The following is a 25,238-nucleotide window of genomic DNA, read 5'->3' as shown; positions in this document are numbered from 1 at the left end:
AGTAAGAATGCTGCCAAAAATTAGTACTACCGCAGCATTGCATTACCTTTGCAGCTTTCTGTAACAAACCAAACACAATCACTACGTTATATGCAAACTAATAAGACCATATTGGTCATCATGGACGGTTGGGGCCTCGGAAAGGTTAAATCTTCAGATGCTATTCAAAACGCCAATACTCCTTTTGTAAGCTCTCTTTACGCAAAATATCCTAACACAACCTTAACTACCTGCGGCGAATTGGTAGGGCTACCCGATGGCCAAATGGGCAACAGCGAAGTAGGCCACCTGAACCTGGGCGCAGGCCGCATTGTGTACCAGGAATTACAACGGATCAATGTAGCTGTACGCGATGGTTCTTTCTTCAAAAATGAAGTGTTGTTAAATGCCATCCGCTACAGCAAAGACAATAAAAAACCTTTGCACCTGATTGGACTGGTGAGCGATGGGGGCGTGCACTCACATACCAATCACCTGAAAGCACTGGTAACTTTATGCGCCAAAGAAGGCGTACAGGATGTGTTCATCCATGCTTTTACCGATGGCCGCGATACGGATCCCAAAAGCGGCCTGGGTTATGTGACCGACTTACAACGACACCTCAACGAAACCACCGGTAAAATTGCTTCTGTAAGCGGCCGCTATTATGCCATGGACCGCGATAAACGTTGGGAACGCGTAAAGCTTGCCTATGATGCATTGGTGAATGGGATCGGCGAAAAAGCTACCGATGCCCTGAAAGCTATTGAACAATCGTATGCGGCTAACGTTACCGATGAATTTATAAAGCCAACTATTATTTCTGGCGCCGATCAAAAACCGCTGGCTACCATCCAGGAGGGCGATGCAGTCATTTGCTTTAATTTCCGTACCGACCGCTGCCGCGAGATCACCCAGGTGCTTTCGCAAACCGATATGCCCGATTTCGGCATGAAAAAATTGTCGCTGAACTATACGACCATGACCGAATACGACAAGACGTTCAAAAACGTAGGAGTGGTTTTTGAGAACGACAACCTGAACAATACGCTTGGTGAGATCCTGGCCAATAATGGCAAGAAACAAATACGTATAGCCGAAACCGAGAAGTACCCCCACGTATCTTTCTTTTTCAGCGGGGGTCGCGAAACCCCGTTTGACGGGGAACGCCGCTTATTGATCCCTTCCCCGAAAGTAGCTACCTACGATCTGAAACCAGAGATGAGCGCCGTTGAAGTAACCGATGCTATTGTTCCGGAAATTGAAAAAGAAACCGCTGAATTCATTTGCCTGAACTTCGCCAATGCCGATATGGTGGGCCATACCGGTGTTTTCTCTGCTGCTATCAAAGCCGTTGAAACAGTTGACAAATGCGTTGAGCGGGTTGTTACTGCTGCGCTCGAACATGGCTATACGATCTTCCTGACTGCCGATCATGGTAACGCTGATTACCTCATCAATGAAGACGGTACACCCAATACAGCACATACCATGAACCTTGTGCCATTGTTCATCATAGATAAAAACTTTAAAGGAACCATAAAACCCGGCAAGCTGGGTGATATTGCACCAACCATCCTTTCCATGATGGGGCTGCCCATTCCTCCTGAAATGACGGGCGAAGTCTTGATTTAAAGACAGGCGCTGTTATCCGAGCCTGCTTTAATTTCAGGTTTATATGGTTATAACAAAGCAAAGTAAGAGGCAGGAAGCAAGAAGTATGATGTTTTGTAAAATGATTATAAACGTTTGATTTAAACAAGAAATGGGGAGAAGAAAGTCAGATCTTTTTACTCCCTATTTCTTACACCCGGGATTGTATTTCCTACTTCATACTTCCTTCGTACTTCCTACTTCATGTTTCACCCCCTCAGCATCCCCAACCGGCTCCGTCTGCGGTATAAAAGACCTTTCATCCTTATCATAATCATAGGCCCAGCGATGCACTTCCGGGATCTCCCCTTCCCAGTTGCCATGGGGTGGTAATATTGGTGTAGTCCATTCCAGGGTATTGGCCTGCCACGGGTTCATGGTGCCTACCCTTCTTCCCTTGAATATGGAATAAAAGAAGTTGAATACAAAAAGCAGCTGAATGGCAAAAACAATTATTGATGCAATGGTGATAAACTTATTTACGCCGTCAAAATGATTGAATGAATTCCATTGGCTATAGTCGAAGTAACGCCGTGGCACACCTGCAAGCCCTAAATAATGCATGGGCCAGAAGATGCAATAGGCGCCCACCAGTGTTATCCAAAAGTGAATATAAGATAATGTTGCGTTCATATGCCGGCCAAACATTTTCGGGAACCAGTGATAGATCCCGGCAAACATGCCGAACATGGCTGCCACACCCATTACCAGGTGAAAATGCGCAATAACGAAGTAGGTATCATGTACATGTATATCAATCGTTGAATTCCCAAGCCAGATGCCGGTAAGACCACCGGAAATAAACATGCTTACAAACCCGATGGCAAACAACATGGCCGGGGTAAAGCGAATATTTCCCCGCCATAATGTAGCCAGCCAGTTAAAGACCTTTATAGCAGATGGAATAGCGATAAGCAGGGTCAGCAGCACGAACACAGAACCCAGGAAAGGATTCATTCCCGACACGAACATGTGATGCGCCCATACCAGGAACGATAATATGGCAATGGCAAACAGGGAGCCTACCATTGCTGAATAGCCAAAGATCGGTTTCCGCGCATTGACGCTGATCACTTCCGATGCAATACCCATGGCTGGTAGTATCACAATATACACTTCCGGATGCCCCAGGAACCAGAACAGGTGCTGGTATAAGATGGCGTTGCCCCCTTCATTTGGTAAAGCCTGTCCGGTATTGGCTATAAAGATCTCATTCAGGTAAAAGCTGGTGCCCATATGCCGGTCGAAAAGTAAGAGGATAAAAGCCGATAATAGAACGGGGAATGCCAACAGGCCTAAAACAGCAGTAAAGAACAATGACCACACCGTTAATGGCAGGCGGATCATCGTCATGCCTTTGGTACGCAGGTTCAAAATAGTGGAAATATAATTAATGCCGCCAAGCAAAGTACTTACAACAAATAAGCCGAGCGAGATAAGCCAATAGTCCATTCCCTGGCGTGAACCGGGCTGTGCATCGCCGAGGGCGCTCAGGGGTGGATAGGCGGTCCAGCCACCGCTGGCCGGACCCGTTTGCAAAAACAGCGAGCTCAGCATCACTACGCTGGCTGCAAAAAAGAACCAGTAAGACAGCATGTTCAATAAAGGCGACGCCATATCGCGGGCGCCGCATTGCAGCGGAATAAGCAGGTTGGCAAAGGTGCCGCTCAGGCCGGCCGTCAATACAAAAAAGATCATGATGGTACCGTGCATGGTTACCAGGGCGTAATAGAACTCTGCACTGATCGTGCCACCGGCGGCCCAGTGGCCAAACAGCGTTTCTAATATAGGATATTGTTCGCCGGAAAATGCAAGCTGTATCCGGAACAGGACCGAAAAGGCGGCCCCGATAATAGCCCATATCATGCCAGTGATCAAAAATTGCCGTGCTATCATTTTATGGTCCTGGCTGAAAATGTATTTAGTCCAGAACGATTGTGCATGCTCAGCGTGCCCGTGTCCATTGTGAACGTCTATCAATGCGGCCTCGCCTGTATGCCGCTCTACCTCATGTGCCATAATTCAAGTTTATTTAGTAGAATATTTTTCTCGAAAAGAGCTACCGTGAAATCTTATATTCTTGAGGGAAAAACCAGTTTCCAGATGTATGTGGCACGATTAGTAAAACCGGTATCTGGTAAGCAGCAAAACTTACGCCACTGAACTATAACTCAAACAAACAACCGAATCAAACTAACGATGGTTTCAACTTTATTATCAAATACGGGAAGCACTCCTGTGTTCAAACCGAAGCTCCCGTATAGGCTGACTTAAGTTAAGTGTCGGGTTATGCCCTGTGGCCGGAAAAGGACCGGCAGACCCGCTTTATGTATAATCGAATGAAATTCATAACGAATCAGGCGGTAAACAATGTAAAAGTGCGTTCCGGCGGGCATTGGGGAGGTTAAAGTTCTTATCGAAAGGCAGTAATTTTTTATAAATAGCGCAGCAATTACATCAAAATTTTGTCTAAATTACAGGGCAACCAAACGGTTAATATGACCGACGACGCCATTTTACAAGGCTGTTTACGTAACGACACAACTGCCCAGCGGGAACTGTACCACCGGTATAGTCCCAAGATGTTGTCTGTTTGTTACAGGTTCGCCCACCACCGGGAAGATGCTGAAGATATGTTACAGGAAGGATTTATCAAGGTGTTTTCGCAGATACACACCTTCCAGAACAAAGGAGCATTTGAGGGTTGGATACGGCGGATCATAGTTCATACCTGTATCAACCATCTCAAAAAGAACAAGAAGTTCAACGAAAGCGTCGATATCATTCATGCAACCAGCATCCAGGTGCGCGAAGAATCAGTGCCGTCGATAGTGCAGGCAAAACAGGTGGTAGAATGCATTCGCATCCTGCCAATAGGGTACCGTACCGTACTTAACCTGTATGCTATCGAAGGTTATTCGCATAAGGAAATTGCCGAAATGCTGGATATCGAAGAAAGTACCAGCCGTTCGCAATATACCCGGGCCAAACAAATGCTTGAAGACATACTGGTGAAGAAGAAAATTATCATGCGGCCCAAAGAAAAGATCAATTGGTTAGGTGTAGCAGCAGGGAGATAAACCAAAACATCATACCGAACTGATACTATACAACCCTATGAAAAACATCCCGTACAAACACAAATGATATGGAGCGAGGTTTTTACAACGAGGATATTGAAGAACTGCTGAAAGAAAAAGCTGACCAGTATAAAATGTATCCTTCTGACAAGGTGTGGAAAGGTATACACCGTTCGCTGCACCCCAACAGAAAGTGGTATTGGTTTAGTTTAATTCTTTTCCTGTCTGCCGTTGGCTATTATACCTTCATTGAATTTATCACACCATCAACAGCCGACCGGGCTATTACTGGCAACAACGCTTCCACTCCTGCGAATGCAACAACTGAAACAGCTGAATCAACACCGAAAGCTGTTATCGTACCATTTGGCAATCCGAAACAGAGCGCTACAGACAACAACAATACGAATCAACGGAACTTTGTGCTCAACCCTGATCGCAGCGAGGCCGCAGTGATCAATATGGAACGGCCGGAGATCGCCGCTGTTACCGCTGCCCCGGATGTGGCCAGTCATCATCCCGTTGCCTACAATAACCAGGCAATGGTCTACAACCTGCATGACTGGCAGGCTAAAAAATTATCGGAACCCGAAGCCACTGCTGAACAATACGAAGGCAGCCAGGAGCCAACCGTTGCGCCGTCCGCTGCCCAGGTGCCTGCCCCTGCCTCTTTAGCGGGCGCCAGCGCTATTGATGCATCGAAGCTGGAAGCCAATACACAGGACGCCCGGGAAGATAACAAGCGCGTAAACTGGCTGGCACATAATGCCGTTTATGAACTGGCCGTACCTAAAACAAGGCGGCATAGCTGGCAGCTGACCTTTTCACCCACTATGAACTACCGTACATTAAAAGGACGTAACTATCCTTCTGATGTTAAAACGCTGCCACTCGCTCCCATCATAACCGGTGATCCCGAAAAACTGGTGAACCATAAACCAGCCCTTGGCTTTGAAGTGGGTTCAAACATACTGTATACCGTGAACAAGACCTTTACGCTGAAGGCAGGATTGCAGTTCAACTACATCCGTTACGATATTCAGGCGTATAGCTCTTATGCATATGAACCGGCTACGTTTGCCCTCAACTCTAATTATGGCATTGTTACCGGGCAACTGACGTCCTACACCCGCTACCGCAATTTTGGGGGAGATGCCGTGGAGAATTTGCACAACCAGTACTTCCAGTTGTCGGCTCCAATAGGGCTTGAAGTAAACCTGCTGGGGAATGATAAGATTCAGGTGGGCATTGGCGGAACCATTCAGCCTACTTATTTGCTGAACCGGAACACCTATCTCATAACCGCCGATTACAAATACGCCACCGAACCAAGCCTGGTAAGAAGATGGAACATAAATACCAGCACCGAAGCATTCATCTCTTATAAGACCGGCGACCTGAAATGGCAGGTAGGTCCGCAAGTACGATACCAATTATTATCGAGTTATATCAAGGAATACCCTATCCGCGAGCACCTGTTTGAATACGGTATCAAGATAGGCGTAACCAAAACTATCCGCTAGGCTTCGAAGTGTATTACTTCAACAAAGTGGGTCGCTGTCAAAGGTGACCCACTTTGCATTCTTCAACTTTAGGATCTCTCATTTTGCCATTTTGAGATCGCAAGATTTTGAGATTTCGAGATTTAAAAATTCAGACATTTGGCAATCTATTGGGCGGCTGAACATAAGAAAATCTCAAAATCTCAAAATCTCAAAATCTCAAAATCTCGAAATCAGAAATCAGAAATCGGGAATCGTACTTTTCGCTATCATTCGCCCACAATATCGGAATTCAATAATTTTACTTGATGAAGCTATATTTAATGTTTCCGGCCCTTTTTATGCTGGCCGTAGCCTGTAAACAAAGCCCCAAACCAGCCGAAGGCACCGAGCAATTGATGGAGGACACCCTGGCCAACAGCCAGTACTTACCGGTGGCCGATTTCATTCAGATGGATATTGCCCGGGTAGATTCTTTTTCAGGGGGTATTTTGCGTAAAGTGAGTATCGGGGGTAAAAAAGATTCAACCTATATCCGGTTACCGGAATTTCATAAGCTGGCCAGCCAGTTCCTGATCCCGGAACTGGATTCCGCTTCGTTCCAGGAACATTTCAAAGAACATTCCCTGATGGATGAAACCACCCAGATGCTGAATTTCATCTATTCGCCCAAACAGCCTGCCGGCAGTTTACAGAATGTAATGGTGTACCTGAAGCCCAGCCTGACCACCGACAAAGTGAACCGCATTTATATGGAAAGGGAATTTAACAGCGGCGATACGGCCATTTCTCAAAAACTGACCTGGAAAATGCAGGCATACTACTATATTGTGACCATCCGGCAACCAAAGGACGGGCCGGCTGTTACTTCTATGGAAAAAGTGATCTGGGATCCGCAGTACTTTGGGGAGTAGGCAGTGAGCAGTTGGCAATTGGCGGGTCGAACAGCTAACCGGAAACTGCTAACTTGAATGGTGGTATGTAACAGCTAATGAGGTTGCCAGAACAGTAGTAGACTTTATGACATCACAGGAATTTCAACTTATTGCACCTACTTTACCGGTTGAGCCCGGTATCTACAAATATTTCGATTCGGGGGACACGCTGCTGTACGTAGGCAAGGCGAAGAACCTCCGCAAGCGGGTGAGCTCGTACTTTACCAAAACGTTCACCTCTTACAAGACACATGAGCTGGTTCAGCGTATAAAGCGTATAGAGTTCACTATTGTGCCAAGTGAACAAGATGCCTTTTTGCTGGAGAATTCGCTTATAAAACAGTTTCAGCCGCGTTTTAACATCAATCTGAAAGATGATAAAACCTATCCCTATATTGTTATCAAGAAAGAGAATTTCCCCCGCGTATTCCTCACCCGCCGCAAGATCAACGACGGCTCCGAATACCTGGGCCCTTTTACCTCGGTAGCCAAAGTGCGTGAGCTGCTCGATTTTGTGAAGGCCAATATTCAGCTGCGTACCTGCAAGCTGAACCTTACGCCCGGCAATATTGCCAAAGGCAAATTCAAAGTGTGCCTTGAATATCACCTGGGCAATTGCAAAGGCCCCTGTGAAAGCCTGCAAACCGAAGAGAACTATGCCGAGGGATTGCAGCAATTGCGCAATATCCTGAAAGGCAACCTGGGTCCGGTTATACAACATTTTAAAAAAGAAATGCGCGAGGCCGCCGAGAACCTGGCTTTTGAAAAAGCGGAGATACTGCGCAAAAAGATCGAACACCTGGAACAATACCAGGCCCGGTCGGTGATCGTAAGCAGGCATCTTGGCAATGCCGATGTGTTTTCCATTCTGCGCGATGGCGATACCGCCTATGTCACTTACCTGATGATGCAGAATGGCACCATCGTTCAAACCCATACTTCACAATGGGAAACCCACCTGGATGAGCCCATTGAAGAAATATTGTCATTCGCGATTGCGCAATTGCGTACGACATTCAACAGCCTGTCGCCCGAGATCATTGTTCCTTTTGATATTGAATATGATGAACCGGAGATCATAGTCACCGTACCTAAGGCCGGTGATAAAAAGAAGCTGCTCGATATGGCAGCCATGAACGTGAATTATTTCAAGGAAGAGATCCGGCAACGGAAAATGCTGAAGCTCGATGGCAAGGATGATTCAATAAAACATAAAGTGCTGGAGCAATTGCAGCGCGATCTGCAGCTGCCGGCTGTTCCGCTGCATATTGAATGTTTCGATAACTCCAACTTCCAGGGCAGCTACCCGGTATCGGCCATGGTCTGCTTTAAGGAAGGTGTGCCCAGCAAAAAAGATTACCGGCACTTCAATGTAAAAACCGTGGAGGGCATCAATGATTTTGCTACCATGAAAGAAGTGGTTACCCGGCGTTATAAACGGTTGCAACTGGAGCAGCAGCCTTTTCCCCAACTGGTGATCATCGATGGTGGTAAAGGACAGCTCGGCGCCGCACTGGAAGGCATAAACGAACTTGGGTTACAGGGACAAATGACGGTTGTTGGTCTTGCAAAGAATGAAGAGGAAATCTTTTTCCCCGGCGACAAAGAATCGGTAAAGCTGCCGTACAACAGCGATAGCCTGAAACTGATCCGTTCTATTCGCGATGAGGTGCACCGGTTTGGTATTACTTTTCACCGCAAAAAACGCAGCCAGGGCACTTTTAAAAATGAGCTGGAACAGATCAAGGGCATCGGCAAGAATACCGCTGAACAACTGCTGAAGGAGTTCAAGTCGGTAAAACGGGTAAAGGAGCTAAGTCTCGAAGAATTATCGGCCGCTGTTGGCACCGCTAAAGCTACATTGATAAAGAATTACTTCAATACGCAGAACGCTTAACGCAAATACAGTTTAAAGTTTACAGTTCTCAGTTCACAGTTTAATGCTGAAGGCTTAACGCAAATACAGTTCAAAGTTTAAAGTTCTCAGTTCATAGTTTAATGCTGAAGGCTTAACGCAAATACAGTTCAAAGTTTAAAGTTTTCAGTTCATAGTTTAATGCTGAAGGCTTAACGCCGAACGCTTAACGCAAATACAGTTCAAAGTTTACAGTTCACAGCTCAAAGTTTATAATTCTCAGTTAACAGTTTAATGCTCTCGCAAAGCCCTGCGCCTTTGGCCTTTGGCCTTTAGCCTTGCGCCTTTAGCTGCGTTGGGGATGGTTCAACGGCTTGTGCAACCGTTTCTTACGAAAATATTACAGGTGAATGATCATGGTGAGTGGGTAGCTTCGGTTATACGCCCTGGCAAGCAGGTATAAAAAGAAAAAGGGGCCCGGATAGACATCCAGCCCCGTTTTTAAAATCCAATATCCTATGAAAAACCATTGTAAAAATAGTGAATCGTCGTCACAAAACAATACCTACATGTGGGTATTTTTAAAAAAATTATTGATATAATGTTTATACAGCGACTTCTTTTTAAAAGTGTATTACAGCCGTTTAAAACAAGAAACTAAAAAGGGTATCGTAAAAATACGATACCCTTTTCGTTATAGTTATATACTATTTTCTAGTATGACCAAAGGTCCTGCTCGTAGTTGAAGATCCGCTCTTTCATGTTTTCGCCTTCTAACAGGGCGAGGATAGGATCTTTCACGTACGATTTGATGAATTCATCGTTGGGGTTGTTAACCGTAGATTTGATAATACGGCTCGCAAACATGCGGCTTTCGAACAATTCTTCCCAACTCATACGGGCGCCAAAGTTTTTACCATTGTACACCTCGTGTTTAGCAAAGATCGGTCTCAGATCGGGATAGTATACCCAGAAGATAGGCGTTACATCGCGGAAAGAGCCATCACTTTCATTCATAATGGTCTTAAGCGGGGCGATTCCAAGAATACGCACCTGCATACGCGAAGATTCTTTATCGAATACCCAGTCTTCCTTGATCCAGAATCTTTCTATTTTATCAGGATTGAATTCATCCACGATGGTGGTATCACGCATCAAACCTTTAGAACCGTCGGGGTCGTTCCTTAAGTCAGGAACAGAGATCACTTTGGGAACACCTACCAGGCCTTTAACGATCTCGCTGAAAGGCAAAGGAGTGGTAAACCGGTCATCTTCAGGAGAGAAAGCAGTGATGCTATCGTTTTTAATAGCGTTCAGCAGAATGTAAATGAACCGTTGGTTACCCAGGTCGCCTTCAGCTTTATAAACGAAAGGCAGGTTCATTTTTTCATGTACATCTATTTCACGCCATACACGTTGCATATACACGGCATCATCTTCCCGTATGTGTTCGTATGCTAAAGGAATCCGGTCTTTCACCAGGTTACGCTCGATGGCGTTGTCATTACGCAGCGATTTTTTGATCGGCGGAATGTCCAACTTGGCCTCAACGGGCGTAGGTTTTACGGTATCTACCGGCGGAGGAGCAACTGCGGCAGTAGGTTGGTTCCTGCTGCGATTGGCAGTACTTTTCTTGGCGGTAGTCCGCTTTGTGGCTTTCCGGACAGGTTTCTTAGCCTGAGCATCCACTGCTTCTGCAGTAAAGGTCAGCGCAACCAGCAACAAACACAATTTTATGATACGGTTCTTCATTTGTTCCCTGTTTTTATAATGTTTTTACTTAAGGCTGAATTGCATGCCCGGGATCTCGCGTTTACGGCCATCAGGTCCTACAACCGTGAGGGCGTCGATGAAAATCCTTGTACCAGGACCAGACCTTTGAACCAGGCTGGCAGCCTGACCACTCCAGCGGTTGCCTTCGTTTACGGCTTCTGTGTACAATTGAACAGGACCACCTACAGCACCTAATCTGTAGCTTACTACTTTAAATGGTGCTTCGAAATCACTGTCTTCCAGTTTAGCAATTACAGCGCCAATTGCTTTAAATTCAGCTGAAGAAATACTTCCGCCTTTTTTAGAACCAACGAAACCAGTTGGCGGAGGCAGGTATTTTAAGCGCATGGGGAACTCGAAGTTCTTACCATTTGCATTTACTACAATTTTCGACATGCCGGGTCTGCTGGGCTTTGCAATGTAGCGGTCGCCACCAACTTTAGAGATAGAACCATCGGCAAAACTTACCCTTGTTTTTTCGGCACCTACGCTACCACCAGAGATGGTCAGCGGGTTATCAACACCAATATACAGTACGTTCATTTTCTCGAGGAACACAGAAGCTCCTGAAGGAACACCTACGGTATATTTAACTACTTTGTTTACTTTTTCAACGGTACCATCGGGTTTGTTGAACTCGATAGCAACATTTACTGAATGCTCACCGGTTCCGCTGGCAGTTGTCTTATACAAAGCAGTTCCTTCTGCCGTTAATGGCATTGACTGGCCATTGATAGAGATCCGTGGTTTAGCAGCTTCGCTGAAGGCGCCAACACCGGCAGTGATCTCGATGTTATCGCCAGGCATCGCGTATGATGTGTTAGCTTGGGCAATAGCCTGGAATTTGTTGTAAACTATTTTTACTTCACCGATTTTTGAGTGTAAATAGTCAACGATCTGGGCTTCAGAGTTCTTAACGTCGTTCTGGAACTTGCTCAGGATCGTTAAAGCGGCAATAGCAGGCGTCATGTGGAAATAGCTTTGCGTCCAGCCATTTACATCATTGCCGTATTTATTACCAGTCTTAGACTTGGGCACATTCAGATCGATCGGCAGTGACTTCTGATAGAAAGAAACCTTTTCATCATTACCTAACAGGCCGATCAGTTGTTTTTTGTAATCAGCCAGTTTGCCATATAATTCCTTGCCTTTACCTTTTTGGTCCATGAGGCGGGTAGCAGCGTCCAGGTTATCAGCATTGATCTCCTTTACGCCATGGCTTTCATGGGTACCGGCTTCTTTTTCCATTTCTGCTTTCAGCTGTTCAATATAATTGTACAGGTCGGCAGATAATTTTTTTGCTTCCTCGGCCTTAGGCGCCCAGGCTTCAGCCTGTGCAGCGGTTTGAGGATCTTTTAATTTAGCGGCAAACGACTCGTAAGTCAGTTTGTTCTTATCACTAATTAAATCGTTCGATTTTGCAATACTACTATTTACAGTTACGAAGGCGTTGAGGATCTCTGATGATACGTTCAGTGCCAGCAGGGCTGTCAGCACCAAGTACATCATATTGATCATCTTCTGCCTAGGCTCTTTAGGTAAAGCCATGGGTTAGGTTTTTCTAGTTTAAACAATTTGTTTCACTAATTCTGATTGTATTCACGGGTAACAGGATATGGACTACCGCCTGATTAACGACCCTGCATGGCAGTGAGCATGTTACCATAGATGGTATTCAGGTGGCTCAGGTTACCTGCCAGTTTAGAGATCTGTTCGTGCGCTTTCTTAGCATCGTCTACGCTACCTTGCATGGTTTGAGAAGCCTGCACCAGGTTGCCGTAGAAGCTGTTCATCGCTTTCAGGTGGTTGTTTGTATCCTGTAATTCCAGTTCGTAAATAGCGTTCAGAGAACCTAAGTTTTTGGTCAGAACCTGTACTTGCTCGTGGAACTGTTTAGTGCTGTCAGCAGCTGAATTAAAGCTGGAAACTGTAGAAGCAGCGCCCTGGTAAACGTTTTTCATTTGATCCAAAGCCTGTGTAACTTCTTTAGTTTTTGCAGTATAGTCGCTGGTAGTTTTAACTACATCAGAAACATCAGCTATATTATTAACAGTAGAACCTAATTTTTTGAATCCTTCGCTCAAACGGCTCAGGTTAGCAGGTGTAATGTCAGCTTCCTGGAACATTTCATCCATTTTAGCAACAGCGGGATTGCCTGAGGAGGAGGCGCCACCGGCTAATTTTGGTAATGCTTCAGCGATAGCATGCATTTCAGATCCGGGAGGGGGTAAGAATGCATATACAACGAAAATTACTGCTTCCGTAATAAGACCTGCCGTTAAGAAGAAATCAGCGAGGGGCTGGTGCGTAATTTTTTGCCAGGCACCGAAGATCACGACAGCAGCACCCATACATACGATTACGTTTACCAGTCTTTCAGTAGATTTAGAAACTCCAGCCATAACTTTAATTTTTAATTTTTAGAAAACGGGTTTTCAATAGGGTTGAGAGAATAAAATACCAGTTTGATTTTGTTGTCAAATCAATCTCCAATAAAACGGATTAGCCGTTAAAAAATTTTACGCTTAAATAATTTTTAACGTTTCTTCTGCATAGCCGGTAAATCAATTACACAGCGGAAGCCGATGTAAGACTTAGCCGTATCCATGTATTCATAACTACGGGTGCTCGTTTGAAGGAAGAAGCCTACATCTTTCCAGCTGCCACCACGGATCACCTTACGTTTCATACGGGGAGGTGCATCATCATGGGCATCGAAACGAATGTCAGGGTTCATATCGTGTTGGAAGTTGTAAGAACCTTCGTAGAACAGAGAAGAGGTCCACTCTGATACGTTACCCGACATGCAATACAAACCAAAATCGTTTGGCCAGTAAGCATCGGCGCGGGCAGTATAGAAAGCGCCATCTTCAGGGTAGTTACCACGGCCAGGTTTGAAGTTGGCCAGTAAACAACCTTTTCTGTTTCTCAGATAATAGTTACCCCAGGGGAACATTGATTGAGAACGGCCGCCACGGGCTGCATATTCCCACTCAGCTTCTGTTGGTAAACGGAAATCTGACTCGGTAGGTTTCTTTTTTGATTCCAGGAAAGAATTCAGGTAGTGAGTTCTCCATTCGCAGAAGGCACTGGCCTGTTTCCAGTTCACACCTACTACTGGGTAGTTGCCGAAGGCCGGGTGAACGAAATACCGTTTGGTCATGGGCTCGTTATAAGAATAACTGAAGTCACGGATCCAAACCAGGGTATCAGGATAAATAGGCACATTCTTCTTTACGATGAACTGAGAGCGGGGCCGGCCAGCATTTTCTCTTTTGGAAGCTTCTTTCAGCTCAAATATTTCTGAATGGTATATTAACTTGGAAGGATCGATCTCTTTTTTGCCGAAAACGCGGTTCTCAGGCGACAGGATCAACTGGTCGATCTTCTCGATAGTTGACTTATCGTCCCATTTAATGGTTTTGGCCTTTTTCCAGTCAATCTGGAAAGTGCCATCTACTTCTTTACCATATTGAAGCAGTGTGGCGCCGATAGAGTCGCGTACCCAATTCACAAACTGACGATACTCGTTGTTTGTGATCTCGGTAGCGTCCATCCAGAAGCCATTAATGGATATTTGCTTGTTACGGGCAGTATAAGCATAGTTTACATCCTCATCACTGGGCCCCATGTGGAAGGTGCCTGGTGGAACGTACACCATGCCCGGAGGCCTGGTCATGCTGTATTTAGCCGCCGCTGACACGCCATGTAACTGGCCATCATTGGGCACGCCTTTCGAGGATTTGCCTATTTTGCCACAACCGGTAGCGATCATGGCCACCAGTGCTGTTAAGGCGGATAGGTTCTTCATTTTCATAATATTAAAGGGTATTGGGCAAAAATAATGTTTTACCGACTTCATCACAAGAATAGAATTTATTTTTTAAAACTGCAATTACGTGATATAAGCTTTCATGTAAACGATACCGGAAATTGGATTATTGTATCGCCAAATTCTTAAATTTTTACACATTTCCCAGAAGACGGATCAGGTCATTCACATTATTTACAGGCGCGCTACACTGGTAGTTTTTACATAAGTAAATCTGCGTATCAGGGGATGCTGGTTTATTCGTTAGTAAGGGGAAATCATCATTTGCGGCCGGGGCAGACTGAACCACTCGGAACGGGATAAAATTCCGCAAAAGCGCGCGTCTTACGGCTTCTACTTCTTTTCCAACAATGGCTATTTCTGCAATTCCCCCTACATTAGAAAGTATCATGGTCGCCCATACGCCAAATGAACCCGGATAGCGGTGTACAGCCTGTTGCAGCCCTGCACACATTTTTATGGCCCTTTCTTTCCAAACGGTTATGTCAAATACAACGCCTATATACTGCAAATTAAAAGCCATTATTGCATTTCCGGAGGGAATTGCGCCATCGTACACTTCTTTTTTACGCACAATTACATCCTGCTGAGCCTTGTTTGTATAGAAGAAAAAGCCGGTATCATCCTCGCTGAACTGCTCTATTACCCATTCTGTTAGTGATTTTGCCTTATACAGATAGTCTGTGTTCCCCGTAATTTCCTGCAAATGGATCAGCGCCTGAATTAGGTACGCATAATCGTCTAAAAAGGCTGGGTATCTTGCAATTTCTTTTTTATATGTGTGAAAAAAATCCAGCCCATTCCGGGAAAACCTGTCCCATAAAAAATCCATATTCTCCCGCGCTACCTGTAGATATTGCGGGTCGCCAAAGGCGCTGTACGCTTTGCTGAAGGCGGTGTTCATGAGCGCATTCCATCCCAGCAGGATCTTATCATCCAGCAGGGGCCGCACGCGGCCCGCGCGGCGCTGCAACAGCTTTTCGCGGCAGCGCTGCAGCAACTCCTGCAGCTGCTCTTCGTCTATATTCTGATCCCTGGCGAACGCATCCAGCGGTTTACGGATGTTCAGAATATTCGTATGCTCCCAGTTGCCGTCCTCCGTTACATCGTAAAATGAACAGAAAAGCGCGGCATCCTGCTGCAAGACCTCTTCCACTTCGGCTTTTGACCAAACATAGAACCTGCCTTCTACCCCCTCACTGTCGGCATCGAGGGCTGAATAAAACCCGGCCTCCCCCCGCCCCTTTCCACCAGTGGGGACAGGCTCTCCGTTGAAGGCGGAGTTTTTAGCGTATAATTCCCTTTGTACAAAAGCCAGCGTTTGCTCCATCGCCTGTTTGTACAACGGCTTTTGGGTCAACTGCCATGCATCACAGAGCACAGAAACCAGGAGGGCATTATCATATAACATTTTTTCAAAGTGCGGCACCAGCCATTCCCGGTCGGTTGAATACCGGGCAAAGCCACCGCCCAGGTGATCGTATAACCCACCCTGTATCATTTTATCGAGGCTCAGGCAGGCCTGTTGTAACGCCTGCTCGTTTTTAGTGAGGTGATAGTAGCACAGCAGGTACCCAATTGTGAAAGTTTGTGGAAATTTAGGGGCATTACCGAATCCTCCCTCCTGTTTATCGGCCGTGCTCATGATGTTGTTGAACATGGTATCGGCTTTCTCCCTCGAAAACAGGCTGGCCGGATCAAGATCACCTTCCACCGCCTGCTGCCCGAACGCATTGCTCTGATTGATATAGCCGGTTAAATTGGTGGCCTGGGCATCGATCTCGTTCCGTTTCTCGGTCCAGGCGCCGGCAACGCCTAACAGCACATCTTTCCAGGAAGGCCGGTTGTAGATGGCCCGGGGTGGGAAATAAGTACCGCCGTAGAAGGGACGGCCGTCGGGCGTGAGAAAAATGTTCAGTGGCCAGCCGCCGCTGCCGGTCATGGCCTGTACGGCGTCCATATATATATGGTCAAGATCGGGCCGCTCTTCCCGGTCGATCTTGATATTCACAAAATGCTCGTTCATGAGGGCAGCTGTTTCCTCATCTTCAAAACTCTCTTTTTCCATGACATGGCACCAGTGGCAGGCTGCATAGCCAATGCTTACCAGCAAAGGTTTGTCCTCTGTTTTGGCTTTATTGATCGCTTCATCGCCCCAGGGGAACCAGTCGACCGGGTTATGCGCATGCTGTAACAGGTAGGGACTTGTTTCCTGCGCCAGCTTATTGGTATGTTTTGCCATGTTATAAAGGTAGAAGGTTTCACTTTACGCCGAACGCTTAATGCAAAACGCTTAACGCTTAATTCTGAACGCTTGCCGTCAGCTCAGTTGTAGGGCGGGGAATAAATGCAAATAATAAGCCGCGTGGAAAGGCAATGAGACAAAAAGGTAACAAGGCAAAGAGGCACAAAGGCAAAGATTTGCCGCGCATGGGCTTTGCCCCCTGCTGACTGCTGATTGCCGAACGCGGACTGCCGCCTCGTGGTCTGCCGATTGACGACTCACGATAGCTCGCTACGCGTAGCCGATTGCCGATTGACGATTGACGACTCACGATTGCTCACTGCCGCGTAGCGGTTTGCGGATTGCCGATTGCGGATTGCCGACTCACGACAAACCGGGCCATCCAAGAAAGCAAATCAGCCAAATCTGGTATAAACTTTACTTTTTCTTGGTATAAGCTGCCAGGTACTGTTCCAGGGCTGCCACCATAGATGGCGCCTGTGGTTGCGGCGCTTTAATGTCGAGGGTTAAACCAGCCTCCTCCACCGCGCGGGAAGTATTGCTTCCGAAAGCGCCGATGCGGGTGCCGTTCTGTTGATAAGAAGGAAGATTGTCGAACAGGCTTTTCACACCGCTGGGGGTGAAAAAGCAAATAATATCGTATTCGGTCTTTGTGAGCAGGTCCTTTACATCATTGCTGATGGTCCGGTACATAAAAGGAGTTGCAAATTCGCAATTATTGGCCTTGAGCCAGCTTACGATCTCATTATCCTGCTGGTTCTCAGAACATGGATACAGGAACTTTTCGTTCTCCTTGTGTTTGTTGATCACATCAAACATGCTCTTGTTGGTGCCATCGGCGCCATAAAAAACCTTGCGTTTGCGATACAGGATAAATTTTTGCAGGTACAGGGCAACGGCTTCCGTAATACAGAAGTACTTCGTGTCCTGCGAAATGCTGATCTTCATTTCCTCGCAAATGCGGAAGAAATGGTCAATAGCGTTGCGGCTGGTAAAAACAACGGCTGTGTAATTTGCTATTTCTATCTTTTGCTTGCGGAATTCTTTGGCGGGAATACCCTCCAGGCGTATGAATGGATGGAAATCCAATTCAACACTGTACTTTCTGGCAAGTTCAAAGTACGGTGATTTATCGGTTTCCGGCCTGGGTTGAGTAATCAGGATTTTTTTAATGGTTTGAGTAGCCATTGCTGCTACATTTTTAGCCCCGTTTTTAACCATAATAGCTACGTATGGATTTGCAAAGTTAATAACTTCTTTCCACAAAAATCAATAACACCTTGTAAATCAATAAAAGGGGTGCTATTTCGAAGGCGCAAAGGTAAATAAAAAAATGGAATCTTGAGAGTTTAATCTCATTTCTTACTGGCCTATACGCTATTATAAACCGATAAATAAATAATATCACGATAAAGCAGTAAGTTAAAGTAATTAGAACCGTTAAAAAAGCGCCCTTGGCGAAGGCCATAAACAGCAGCGCAGGCAATAAATAGATGCCCATCATCTTGTTTACAAGGAAAACAATAAAGATATACGTATCGGTGGCCAGCCTGATATTGAACATCCAGCCGATCATCTTCAGGATGATGAACTTGCCCATATAGATTGCCGTAAGCAGCAAACAGCAATAGAACAGCAATAACCACCGGTTCATACCGGGCACTATATTATAATAGTCCGCCACAAAACTCAGGAACAGCCCAGCAGAAATAATGAATAATATATTAAGTAAAAGTGATGGCAGCGGCGATTGAAGCACCTGGTCGCGGATCTGTTGCTGCCGCATGGTAACCCTGAAAAATAAGGTATTCAGGTTATCGAGGTACTTCATGAAGGCAATTCGAATAAAGCCAAAGTAGAACAACAAGGCGCACAGAAAGTAAAACATACTTTCGTCATGACTTTCTTTTTTCAACTGTTCCGTGATCTTTACCGCACGGCCGTAAAAATTGAAATAAGGATGGTTGCGTAAAGCGTTTTGAAATCCTTCCAGTGTGGGCTTCGGCTCGGGCAGCGGCGGTCCTTTCAAAACGGAAGCAACGGGTATAACCGAATCGGGTCGCGATTGAACGGGTTGTCTTACCGGCCTGGCGCTATCGATGGAATCGGGTTTCGGTGCAACCGCAATTGTCGTATCGGTTACGATTTTGGCGGCAGTATCTTTTTTAATGCCGGGCGTGTCGCGCTTTTTGATAACCGTATCACGATGTTCCCGAACATGAGGAATAGTATCCTTTCCGCCTTGCGCAAGCGATGACACTATCAGTAAGCAACAGCAAAAAAGGAGTAGTATCAGTTTCTTCACAGGGAACATTTGGGTTTGCAAAAATATTGTAGTGCCGGCATTGACTGAAAAGAATTTAATGGCTTAAAAATAATTAACGTACCCGATATGGATCTTTGATTGCCGCATATTGAATTTGGCATCATCCCGCTTTCCCACCGCATACGACAAATTAAAAATACCGGCCTTCGTCTCGAACGCCATTCCAAACCCCGTACCCCAGTAATAATTACTCGACCGCGCATAAACGGAAGCGTTTTTCGACCAGCCGCCATCGATAAAATAAGACAAATATGAATTACGCCCCACCAGGTAGCGGTACTCCAGCGTGCCTATTGCGTATTGAGATGCAAAAATGCTTTCTTCATCAAAACCACGCAATAATTTATATCCACCAATTTGAAATAATTCGTTCCGGAATATGGCCGGACTTTGAAACCAGCCTCCGTTGACGGCCGTTTTCAGGGTGGAAACCCGCGTTAATTTGAAATAATGTGCCAGCGAACCTTTCAGCCGGAACTGATAGCTGTTCAATTGCACCGTATCGTACAGGCTGTTGAAATCGAAATCAGGGTCCCTTTCGTCTTTTAATCCCACAATGACCGTATTCTTTTTGATCTTTTTAGAACCAGCGGTTATGGTCAGCTGCCATTCGTTGCCGGTACGCGGGTTGAAACGGTAATCGGTATTGAACCACTCATAATTCACACCCAGGTTCACCGAACGGATGTCTGCCTGTTCAGGCAGGGTGTGGGAACTCTTTATAAACAGGGTGTCTACCGTTAATACGTTGGTTTGAAAACTTTGAATGAACACACTGCCGCCCTGGCTCGATGAAATGGAATACTGCGCTCCCGCCATCATATTTATGTTAACGAACGACGAATCCTTTTTGAATAAGTTGAAACTGGCATTCACGCCAAAGGGCGAACCGAACAGATAAGGCTGCTGGAAGGACAGATCGAGCCGGGGTGATTTTACCTGGATCTGTTGCCAGTTAATACCAATGCTTTCTCCATTCCCAAGGGAGTTACGCAGATTGATATTCGCCTCCCCCGTTACCTGCAGTTTATTGTTTTCAGTCTGGGTGCTTTGCGGCAACAGGCCAACCAGTACATTGATCTGGCTGCTGCGTTTGGGCGCCAGGTAAACGTTCAGGATGGAGCCTGTTCCCAGCAGGGTTACATCCCAGGGCTGCAACTCCTGCACATAAGCCAGATCGTTGAGCTTTTTGCTCACGGTCTGCAATCGTTCCTTCTTATAAAAGCTGCCGTTCATGATGCCCAGGTAGCGTTGCAGAAAGCTGGTGGAGATCCTGGCCGTTCCCATATTACGGATGCTGTCTATCTTATACAGCGGGCCTTTGTCGATGCGAAGGCGGGCTTCCAGCTGCTGGTTAATCATGGTAATACTGTCGATGTTGATCCTGGCAAACGGATAACCATTGTTCTCCAGGTAATCGAGCAGTTTCTGCTGGGCGGACTGCACCTGGTCAAAACTTATGGCCTGGTTATTCTTTCCGCCCGGATGCCAGTTGATGGCATCGAGTAATTTTCTGCCGGCTGAATCGACCTGCAATTTCGCAAATTGAAACGGCTCGCCCACATATAAGTAACAGCTGGCGTTCACAGAATCATAATATACCGAGTCTACCGAAGCGGCCGGATACCCTTTTGTTTGCAGCAGGGAAGGCAGTTTGCTGACATACTCCTCCGCCAGCCCTTTATTCCTGAAATCGGCCTGTAAACGCAGCGTAGCATACAGGAAAATAGAATCTTTATCAATCCCGTTTATTTGCAGGCGATATTGCGCCTGCAGCAAAAAAGGGCAGATCAGCCATGTAAGGGTCAATAGGCCAGAGACGACAGGCAGGCTGCGCCGCATTTTCCGCCAGCGTCGAAGCCCGCACACCTCAATAAGCAATGCAAACCGGCTGCAACACGGAGAAGCGTCAAAATACTTGTAACATGACACTATCTTTGCCATACTGACCCCATACAATTAATTAAACTGTAATATTCGATAAAAAATACGGAATACGATGGCAGGCATTTATTTACATATCCCTTTTTGCAGGCAGGCCTGTCATTACTGTAATTTTCACTTCTCCACCTCATTGCGGTTAAAGAACGAATTTGTAGAGGCTTTATTGAAAGAGATCAGCCTGCAGCGCAATTATCTGCCCGCCGGCTCCGGGCCCGTGAACACCATCTATTTTGGCGGCGGAACCCCTTCCCTGCTTACGATTGAAGAACTTACGAGCATTCTGCAAAGCCTGCGGCAGCATTTTCAAATTGCCGCCGATGCCGAGATCACCCTGGAAGCCAATCCCGATGATCTTTCCGAACAAAAGCTTGTTGACTGGAAACAGACCGGCATTAACCGGTTAAGTATAGGCGTACAATCCTTCTTTGAAGAGGACCTGCAATGGATGAACCGGGCGCATACTGCGCAACAGGCAACAGACAATTTGCAATTGGCAAAGAAATACTTTGATAATATTACGATTGACCTCATTTACGGCACGCCCACCCTGCCCGATGACAAATGGCATAGCAATGTGCAACAGGCCATTGCCCTGGGCATTCCCCATATTTCCTGTTATGCGCTTACTGTAGAACCCGGAACCGCCCTGGACTCCATGATCACCAAACGTAAGATAGCAGATGTAAGTACCGAGGACCAGGCGCGGCAATTTCTGCTCCTGATGGATTGGATGCAGGCGGCCGGCTATGAACATTATGAGATCTCGAACTTTGCCCTGCCCGGCCAGCGCAGCCGTCATAACAGTTCCTACTGGCAGGGTGCTGCCTACCTGGGATTAGGCCCATCCGCCCATTCATTCAATGGCGAATCCCGGCAATGGAACATCGCCAACAATGCCTTGTATATCAAATCTATTAAAGAAGATAAAGTGCCATTTGAAGTGGAAATGCTTACCGATACCCAACGGTTAAACGAATATATTATGACCTCCCTGCGCACCGTGGAAGGGTTGAACCTTGAGTACGTCACCAACCGGTTTGGCGAAACAGCTGCCGGTAAATTAAAACAGGAAGCCAGGCAGTTCCTTGATTCGGGTAAAATGCAATTGAATAATAACTATTTCCAACTTACCAAAGAAGGGAAACTGTTTGCAGATGGCATTGCGGCCTGGCTGTTTAACGCCCCCTGATCCGCAATGACCGCCCAACGGTGACAGTCGTCAATGATTGCTCCGGGTCTTCTTTTTGCGAAGTCATAGGCATAAAAAATGCGCTCCAACGGAACGCATTAGTGATAATCAATGCTTTATAAAGATTTTTAAACCGAATGATGGTCTTTCTTCAGGTATTTGATCACCTCATTGATGGCCACAATGCCTCCTAATACCAACAGGGCAGTAACTCCATATATTCCTAATGAGAAAGGCATAAAAGCAAATGTGATGATTTGATAATGTAATGATTTGATAATGGAAAACAACCGTATTCCAATAACATGATCTTATTCGTCGTAAAAAACCGAAAATTATTACAACTGGCTCCAGTTATTTATTAGACCAATGTTTGCTCTACAAGATTAAAGCCTTTGCGGGGTTTAACATTTTCCCAAAGAATGCGGTAAATGGTTTCGGCTATCGGCATTTCTGCCCCGATTTGTTTATTAACCAGGTAAATACATTTACTGGCATTATAGCCCTCAGCCACCATGTTCATTTCCAACTGCGTAGCTTTTACCGAATAGCCTTTACCGATCATGTTTCCAAACGTACGGTTACGGCTATGCAATGAATAACAGGTTACCAGCAGATCGCCCAGGTAAACGGACGCAGCATAGTTTTGCGTTTGGCGGTGTGTTATGGGGTCTTCGCCTTCATGTACTCCCACTTCAATATGTTTAATGCCGATCTTTTTCAAAAAGCCGGCCATTTCATCGGCGCAATTGGCGATCAGCACACTGAGGAAATTATCACCGTATTCGAGGCCATGCGCTATACCCGCGCCCAACGCGTAAATGTTCTTCAACACAGCCGCATACTGCACGCCATACACATCACTGTTAACGATGGTATTGAGGTATTCGGTACTGAAGCAGGCAGCAATTTTCTCTGCCATTACTACATCTATGCCCGAAAATGTGAGGTAAGATAATTTTTCGGAAGCCACTTCCTCGGCGTGGCAGGGTCCCATTACAGTAAAATAATCGGATAAAGGCAGGCTGAATTTTTCTTTCAGGTAATCGTTCAGCAATAAGTTGTTGTCGGGCAAAATACCTTTTACAGCAGAGATCACTTTTTTGCCTTCAAATGCATTTGCAGGCAGGCCTTTCAGTGAAGCAGTTACATAGGCCGATGGAACCGCGATGAGGATGCAGTCACTCGCTGCAATGGTGGCAGCAATATCGGTAAACAGGTTCAACAGATTGGTATCAAAATAAACCGAACTTAAATAGCCGGGATTATGATGCCGGTGTTGCAGGTGATTTACAATTTCTTCAGATCGTACACACCAGTTTATGGTTCTTTTATTGTCTGTACAGATTTTTGCCAATGCCGTAGCCCAGCTGCCACTACCAATAATTCCCAGTTGCATGTAATTCTTTGTTTGCCCAAAAATAGGAATAAAGGCAAAGAGGCATAAAAAAAGTATGAAGCAGGAAAATGCCTGAATTACTTTTTAACTTCGAATAACTTATCCTTCGGCACTACTTTTACTTTTGTACCTTCTTTTAATGTTTTGCTGATAATATTATAGGGCGCTACTACAATTTCATCGCCTGCCTTCAGCCCTTCGGTAATTTCAATGTAGTTGATGTCCTGGATACCGGTTTTCACAACTGCTTTTTTTACGGTGCCGTCTGGTTTCAAAACGAATACTACTTCATCGAGATCAGTAGCAGTTGATTTGCTCTCATCCTCCGTATTGTTGCCGTTGTTTTTATCCTTGTCTTTATTTTCACCGACAACATTATCAGTTCCTTTTTCCCGGGTGCTAACAGCATTGATAGCCGCAGCCAGAACATTTGCTTTTGTTCTGGTTTGAATATCGGCACTGGCATTCATCCCGGGGCGGAAAGGGAAACGCCTGGGCCGTTCAGGATCGATGAGATCTTTATAAGAATCGCGCAGCAACCTGATATGCACTTTATAATTTGTTACATCGTTTGATGTGGAAGCAGCCGCTGCGCTGCTGGCCGTGGTATTACTGCTGGCGATCTGGGTAACAATGCCTTTAAATTTCCGGTTATTATAGGCATCTACTTCTACCAGGGCAGAATCGCCCATTTTTACTTTTGGAATATCATTCTCGCCCACTTCTACCTGTACTTCAATAATGCTCATATCGGCAATACGCATCATTTCGGTACCCGCCATCATGGAGTTACCCACTACCCTTTCACCGGCTTTAACATTCAATAAAGACACCACTCCACTCATAGGTGATAACACGGCCGTTCGGCTAAGGTCTTTGTTCGCTCTTTCGAGACTGGCCCTGGAACTGGCGATGCCGGCTTCGCCGCTTCGAATGCTCTGCAAAGCCGCGTTATAATTGGCCTGTGCCGTTTGTAAAGCGTTTTGCGCCTGTTCAAATTCTGCATCGGAAATTATCTTATCAGCCTTCAACTGCTTTTGCCGTTCAAAAGTTCTTTTTGCCAGTTGCAGCGCAGACTCAAGACTTTCCAGCTGTGCTTTGCTGTTATCAACCAACGCCTGCTGACGGCTTACTTCCGCCGCAGCCTGGTTACGCTGGGTAGAATAAATATCTGCATAGATCTTTGCCAGGACCTGTCCCCTGCGAACACTATCCCCTTCCTTTACCTGCAGGTCTACAATTTCACCTGAAATATCAGGACTGACCTTAACTTCTATTTCAGGATACACTTTGCCACTGGCATTTACGGTTTCGGTTATATTGCGGAGCTGCACCTTTTCTGTGGCCACTTTCAAACCTTCCTCCTTCCCTATTACACCGGCGCTCTTAAGGCCCACCAGCATGATCACCAATGCCCCAAGCCCAAGAATGACCCACAATAATTTTTTCTTCTTCATAATGAATGGTTGTCGCGGTTTAGAATCTCATGAACTATTATAAAGTGTGCCACACTTAGTTTACAATGC

Annotated in this window: 17 protein-coding genes; 6 read left to right on the top strand and 11 right to left on the bottom strand. The window is 45.9% G+C overall.

The features are described from left to right. Window positions 1-90 precede the first annotated feature (90 nt). On the top strand, window positions 91-1,614 hold the full coding sequence (gene gpmI / locus JUB15_RS07450; RefSeq protein WP_207511834.1) for a 2,3-bisphosphoglycerate-independent phosphoglycerate mutase: 1,524 nt from the start codon (window positions 91-93) through the stop codon (window positions 1,612-1,614). A gap of 195 nt (window positions 1,615-1,809) precedes the next feature. Here gpmI and JUB15_RS07445 read toward each other — a convergent pair whose 3' ends face one another. Continuing rightward, window positions 1,810-3,651, bottom strand: a complete 1,842-nt coding sequence (locus tag JUB15_RS07445; protein ID WP_207511833.1) for a cytochrome c oxidase subunit I — start codon at window positions 3,649-3,651, stop codon at window positions 1,810-1,812. A gap of 446 nt (window positions 3,652-4,097) precedes the next feature. Here JUB15_RS07445 and JUB15_RS07440 point away from each other — a divergent pair, with 446 nt between their 5' ends. The 4 genes from JUB15_RS07440 to uvrC all read left to right on the top strand — a co-directional run bounded on the left by JUB15_RS07440 (window position 4,098) and on the right by uvrC (window position 9,046). Next, window positions 4,098-4,712, top strand: a complete 615-nt coding sequence (locus tag JUB15_RS07440; protein ID WP_242696231.1) for an RNA polymerase sigma factor — start codon at window positions 4,098-4,100, stop codon at window positions 4,710-4,712. A gap of 68 nt (window positions 4,713-4,780) precedes the next feature. Beyond that, a complete protein-coding gene (locus JUB15_RS07435) occupies window positions 4,781-6,235 on the top strand; it encodes a hypothetical protein (protein ID WP_207511832.1) in 1,455 nt (484 codons plus the stop codon). Window positions 6,236-6,522: 287 nt separating this feature from the next. Then, entirely contained in the window at window positions 6,523-7,128 is a 606-nt protein-coding gene (locus JUB15_RS07430; protein ID WP_207511831.1) for a hypothetical protein, read from the top strand. 106 nt (window positions 7,129-7,234) lie between these two features. After that, window positions 7,235-9,046, top strand: coding sequence for an excinuclease ABC subunit UvrC (gene uvrC, locus JUB15_RS07425; protein ID WP_207511830.1), 1,812 nt, complete (start codon window positions 7,235-7,237; stop codon window positions 9,044-9,046). A 672-nt stretch (window positions 9,047-9,718) separates the two neighbouring features. Here the strand turns inward: uvrC and porN are convergent. The 8 genes from porN to JUB15_RS07385 all read right to left on the bottom strand — a co-directional run bounded on the left by porN (window position 9,719) and on the right by JUB15_RS07385 (window position 21,124). Continuing rightward, complete coding sequence (gene porN, locus JUB15_RS07420) at window positions 9,719-10,756, bottom strand: type IX secretion system ring subunit PorN/GldN (RefSeq protein ID WP_207511829.1); 1,038 nt, start codon at window positions 10,754-10,756, stop codon at window positions 9,719-9,721. 24 nt (window positions 10,757-10,780) lie between these two features. Then, window positions 10,781-12,325: a type IX secretion system motor protein PorM/GldM gene (porM, locus tag JUB15_RS07415; protein ID WP_207511828.1), complete on the bottom strand. Its 1,545-nt coding sequence runs from the start codon at window positions 12,323-12,325 to the stop codon at window positions 10,781-10,783. A gap of 83 nt (window positions 12,326-12,408) precedes the next feature. Beyond that, window positions 12,409-13,179 carry a type IX secretion system motor protein PorL/GldL gene (gene porL, locus JUB15_RS07410; protein WP_207511827.1) on the bottom strand — a complete coding sequence of 257 codons (771 nt, stop codon included), beginning with the start codon at window positions 13,177-13,179 and terminating at the stop codon, window positions 12,409-12,411. A gap of 134 nt (window positions 13,180-13,313) precedes the next feature. After that, complete coding sequence (gene porK / locus JUB15_RS07405; protein ID WP_242696230.1) at window positions 13,314-14,588, bottom strand: T9SS ring complex lipoprotein PorK/GldK; 1,275 nt, start codon at window positions 14,586-14,588, stop codon at window positions 13,314-13,316. A 154-nt stretch (window positions 14,589-14,742) separates the two neighbouring features. After that, a complete protein-coding gene (locus JUB15_RS07400; RefSeq protein ID WP_207511825.1) occupies window positions 14,743-16,851 on the bottom strand; it encodes a thioredoxin domain-containing protein in 2,109 nt (702 codons plus the stop codon). Window positions 16,852-17,271: 420 nt separating this feature from the next. Further along, window positions 17,272-18,075, bottom strand: a complete 804-nt coding sequence (locus tag JUB15_RS07395; RefSeq protein WP_207511824.1) for a uroporphyrinogen-III synthase — start codon at window positions 18,073-18,075, stop codon at window positions 17,272-17,274. Between the two features lie 25 nt (window positions 18,076-18,100). Further along, a complete protein-coding gene (locus tag JUB15_RS07390; protein WP_207511823.1) occupies window positions 18,101-19,159 on the bottom strand; it encodes a DUF4271 domain-containing protein in 1,059 nt (352 codons plus the stop codon). Window positions 19,160-19,222: 63 nt separating this feature from the next. Continuing rightward, window positions 19,223-21,124 carry a BamA/TamA family outer membrane protein gene (locus JUB15_RS07385; protein ID WP_207511822.1) on the bottom strand — a complete coding sequence of 634 codons (1,902 nt, stop codon included), beginning with the start codon at window positions 21,122-21,124 and terminating at the stop codon, window positions 19,223-19,225. A gap of 55 nt (window positions 21,125-21,179) precedes the next feature. On the opposite strand from JUB15_RS07385, the gene hemW reads away from it, so the two are divergent. Further along, window positions 21,180-22,313: a radical SAM family heme chaperone HemW gene (gene hemW, locus JUB15_RS07380; protein WP_207511821.1), complete on the top strand. Its 1,134-nt coding sequence runs from the start codon at window positions 21,180-21,182 to the stop codon at window positions 22,311-22,313. Between the two features lie 361 nt (window positions 22,314-22,674). Here hemW and JUB15_RS07375 read toward each other — a convergent pair whose 3' ends face one another. Both JUB15_RS07375 and JUB15_RS07370 read right to left on the bottom strand, forming a co-directional pair. Further along, complete coding sequence (locus JUB15_RS07375; protein ID WP_207511820.1) at window positions 22,675-23,712, bottom strand: NAD(P)H-dependent glycerol-3-phosphate dehydrogenase; 1,038 nt, start codon at window positions 23,710-23,712, stop codon at window positions 22,675-22,677. Between the two features lie 77 nt (window positions 23,713-23,789). Beyond that, window positions 23,790-25,169, bottom strand: a complete 1,380-nt coding sequence (locus JUB15_RS07370; RefSeq protein WP_207511818.1) for an efflux RND transporter periplasmic adaptor subunit — start codon at window positions 25,167-25,169, stop codon at window positions 23,790-23,792. Between the last annotated feature and the right edge of the window lie 69 nt (window positions 25,170-25,238).

Origin of the sequence: Longitalea luteola (assembly GCF_017356035.1) — a bacterium.
Taxonomy (GTDB): domain Bacteria; phylum Bacteroidota; class Bacteroidia; order Chitinophagales; family Chitinophagaceae; genus Niastella; species Niastella luteola.
The sequence above is the reverse complement of the archived record's forward strand: the minus strand, read 5'-3'. Positions and strand labels throughout refer to the sequence as shown.

Excerpts from the sequence above, each read along its gene's own strand:
- JUB15_RS07435 (WP_207511832.1), top strand. The coding sequence starts at position 4,781 with ATGGAGCGAGGTTTTTACAACGAGGATATTGAAGAACTGCTGAAAGAA.
- porK (WP_242696230.1), bottom strand. The coding sequence starts at position 14,588 with ATGAAGAACCTATCCGCCTTAACAGCACTGGTGGCCATGATCGCTACC.
- uvrC (WP_207511830.1), top strand. The coding sequence starts at position 7,235 with ATGACATCACAGGAATTTCAACTTATTGCACCTACTTTACCGGTTGAG.
- porM (WP_207511828.1), bottom strand. The coding sequence starts at position 12,325 with ATGGCTTTACCTAAAGAGCCTAGGCAGAAGATGATCAATATGATGTAC.
- JUB15_RS07430 (WP_207511831.1), top strand. The coding sequence starts at position 6,523 with ATGAAGCTATATTTAATGTTTCCGGCCCTTTTTATGCTGGCCGTAGCC.
- porL (WP_207511827.1), bottom strand. The coding sequence starts at position 13,179 with ATGGCTGGAGTTTCTAAATCTACTGAAAGACTGGTAAACGTAATCGTA.
- JUB15_RS07370 (WP_207511818.1), bottom strand. The coding sequence starts at position 25,169 with ATGAAGAAGAAAAAATTATTGTGGGTCATTCTTGGGCTTGGGGCATTG.
- JUB15_RS07445 (WP_207511833.1), bottom strand. The coding sequence starts at position 3,651 with ATGGCACATGAGGTAGAGCGGCATACAGGCGAGGCCGCATTGATAGAC.
- hemW (WP_207511821.1), top strand. The coding sequence starts at position 21,180 with ATGGCAGGCATTTATTTACATATCCCTTTTTGCAGGCAGGCCTGTCAT.
- JUB15_RS07375 (WP_207511820.1), bottom strand. The coding sequence starts at position 23,712 with ATGCAACTGGGAATTATTGGTAGTGGCAGCTGGGCTACGGCATTGGCA.
- gpmI (WP_207511834.1), top strand. The coding sequence starts at position 91 with ATGCAAACTAATAAGACCATATTGGTCATCATGGACGGTTGGGGCCTC.
- porN (WP_207511829.1), bottom strand. The coding sequence starts at position 10,756 with ATGAAGAACCGTATCATAAAATTGTGTTTGTTGCTGGTTGCGCTGACC.
- JUB15_RS07385 (WP_207511822.1), bottom strand. The coding sequence starts at position 21,124 with ATGGCAAAGATAGTGTCATGTTACAAGTATTTTGACGCTTCTCCGTGT.
- JUB15_RS07395 (WP_207511824.1), bottom strand. The coding sequence starts at position 18,075 with ATGGTTAAAAACGGGGCTAAAAATGTAGCAGCAATGGCTACTCAAACC.
- JUB15_RS07400 (WP_207511825.1), bottom strand. The coding sequence starts at position 16,851 with ATGGCAAAACATACCAATAAGCTGGCGCAGGAAACAAGTCCCTACCTG.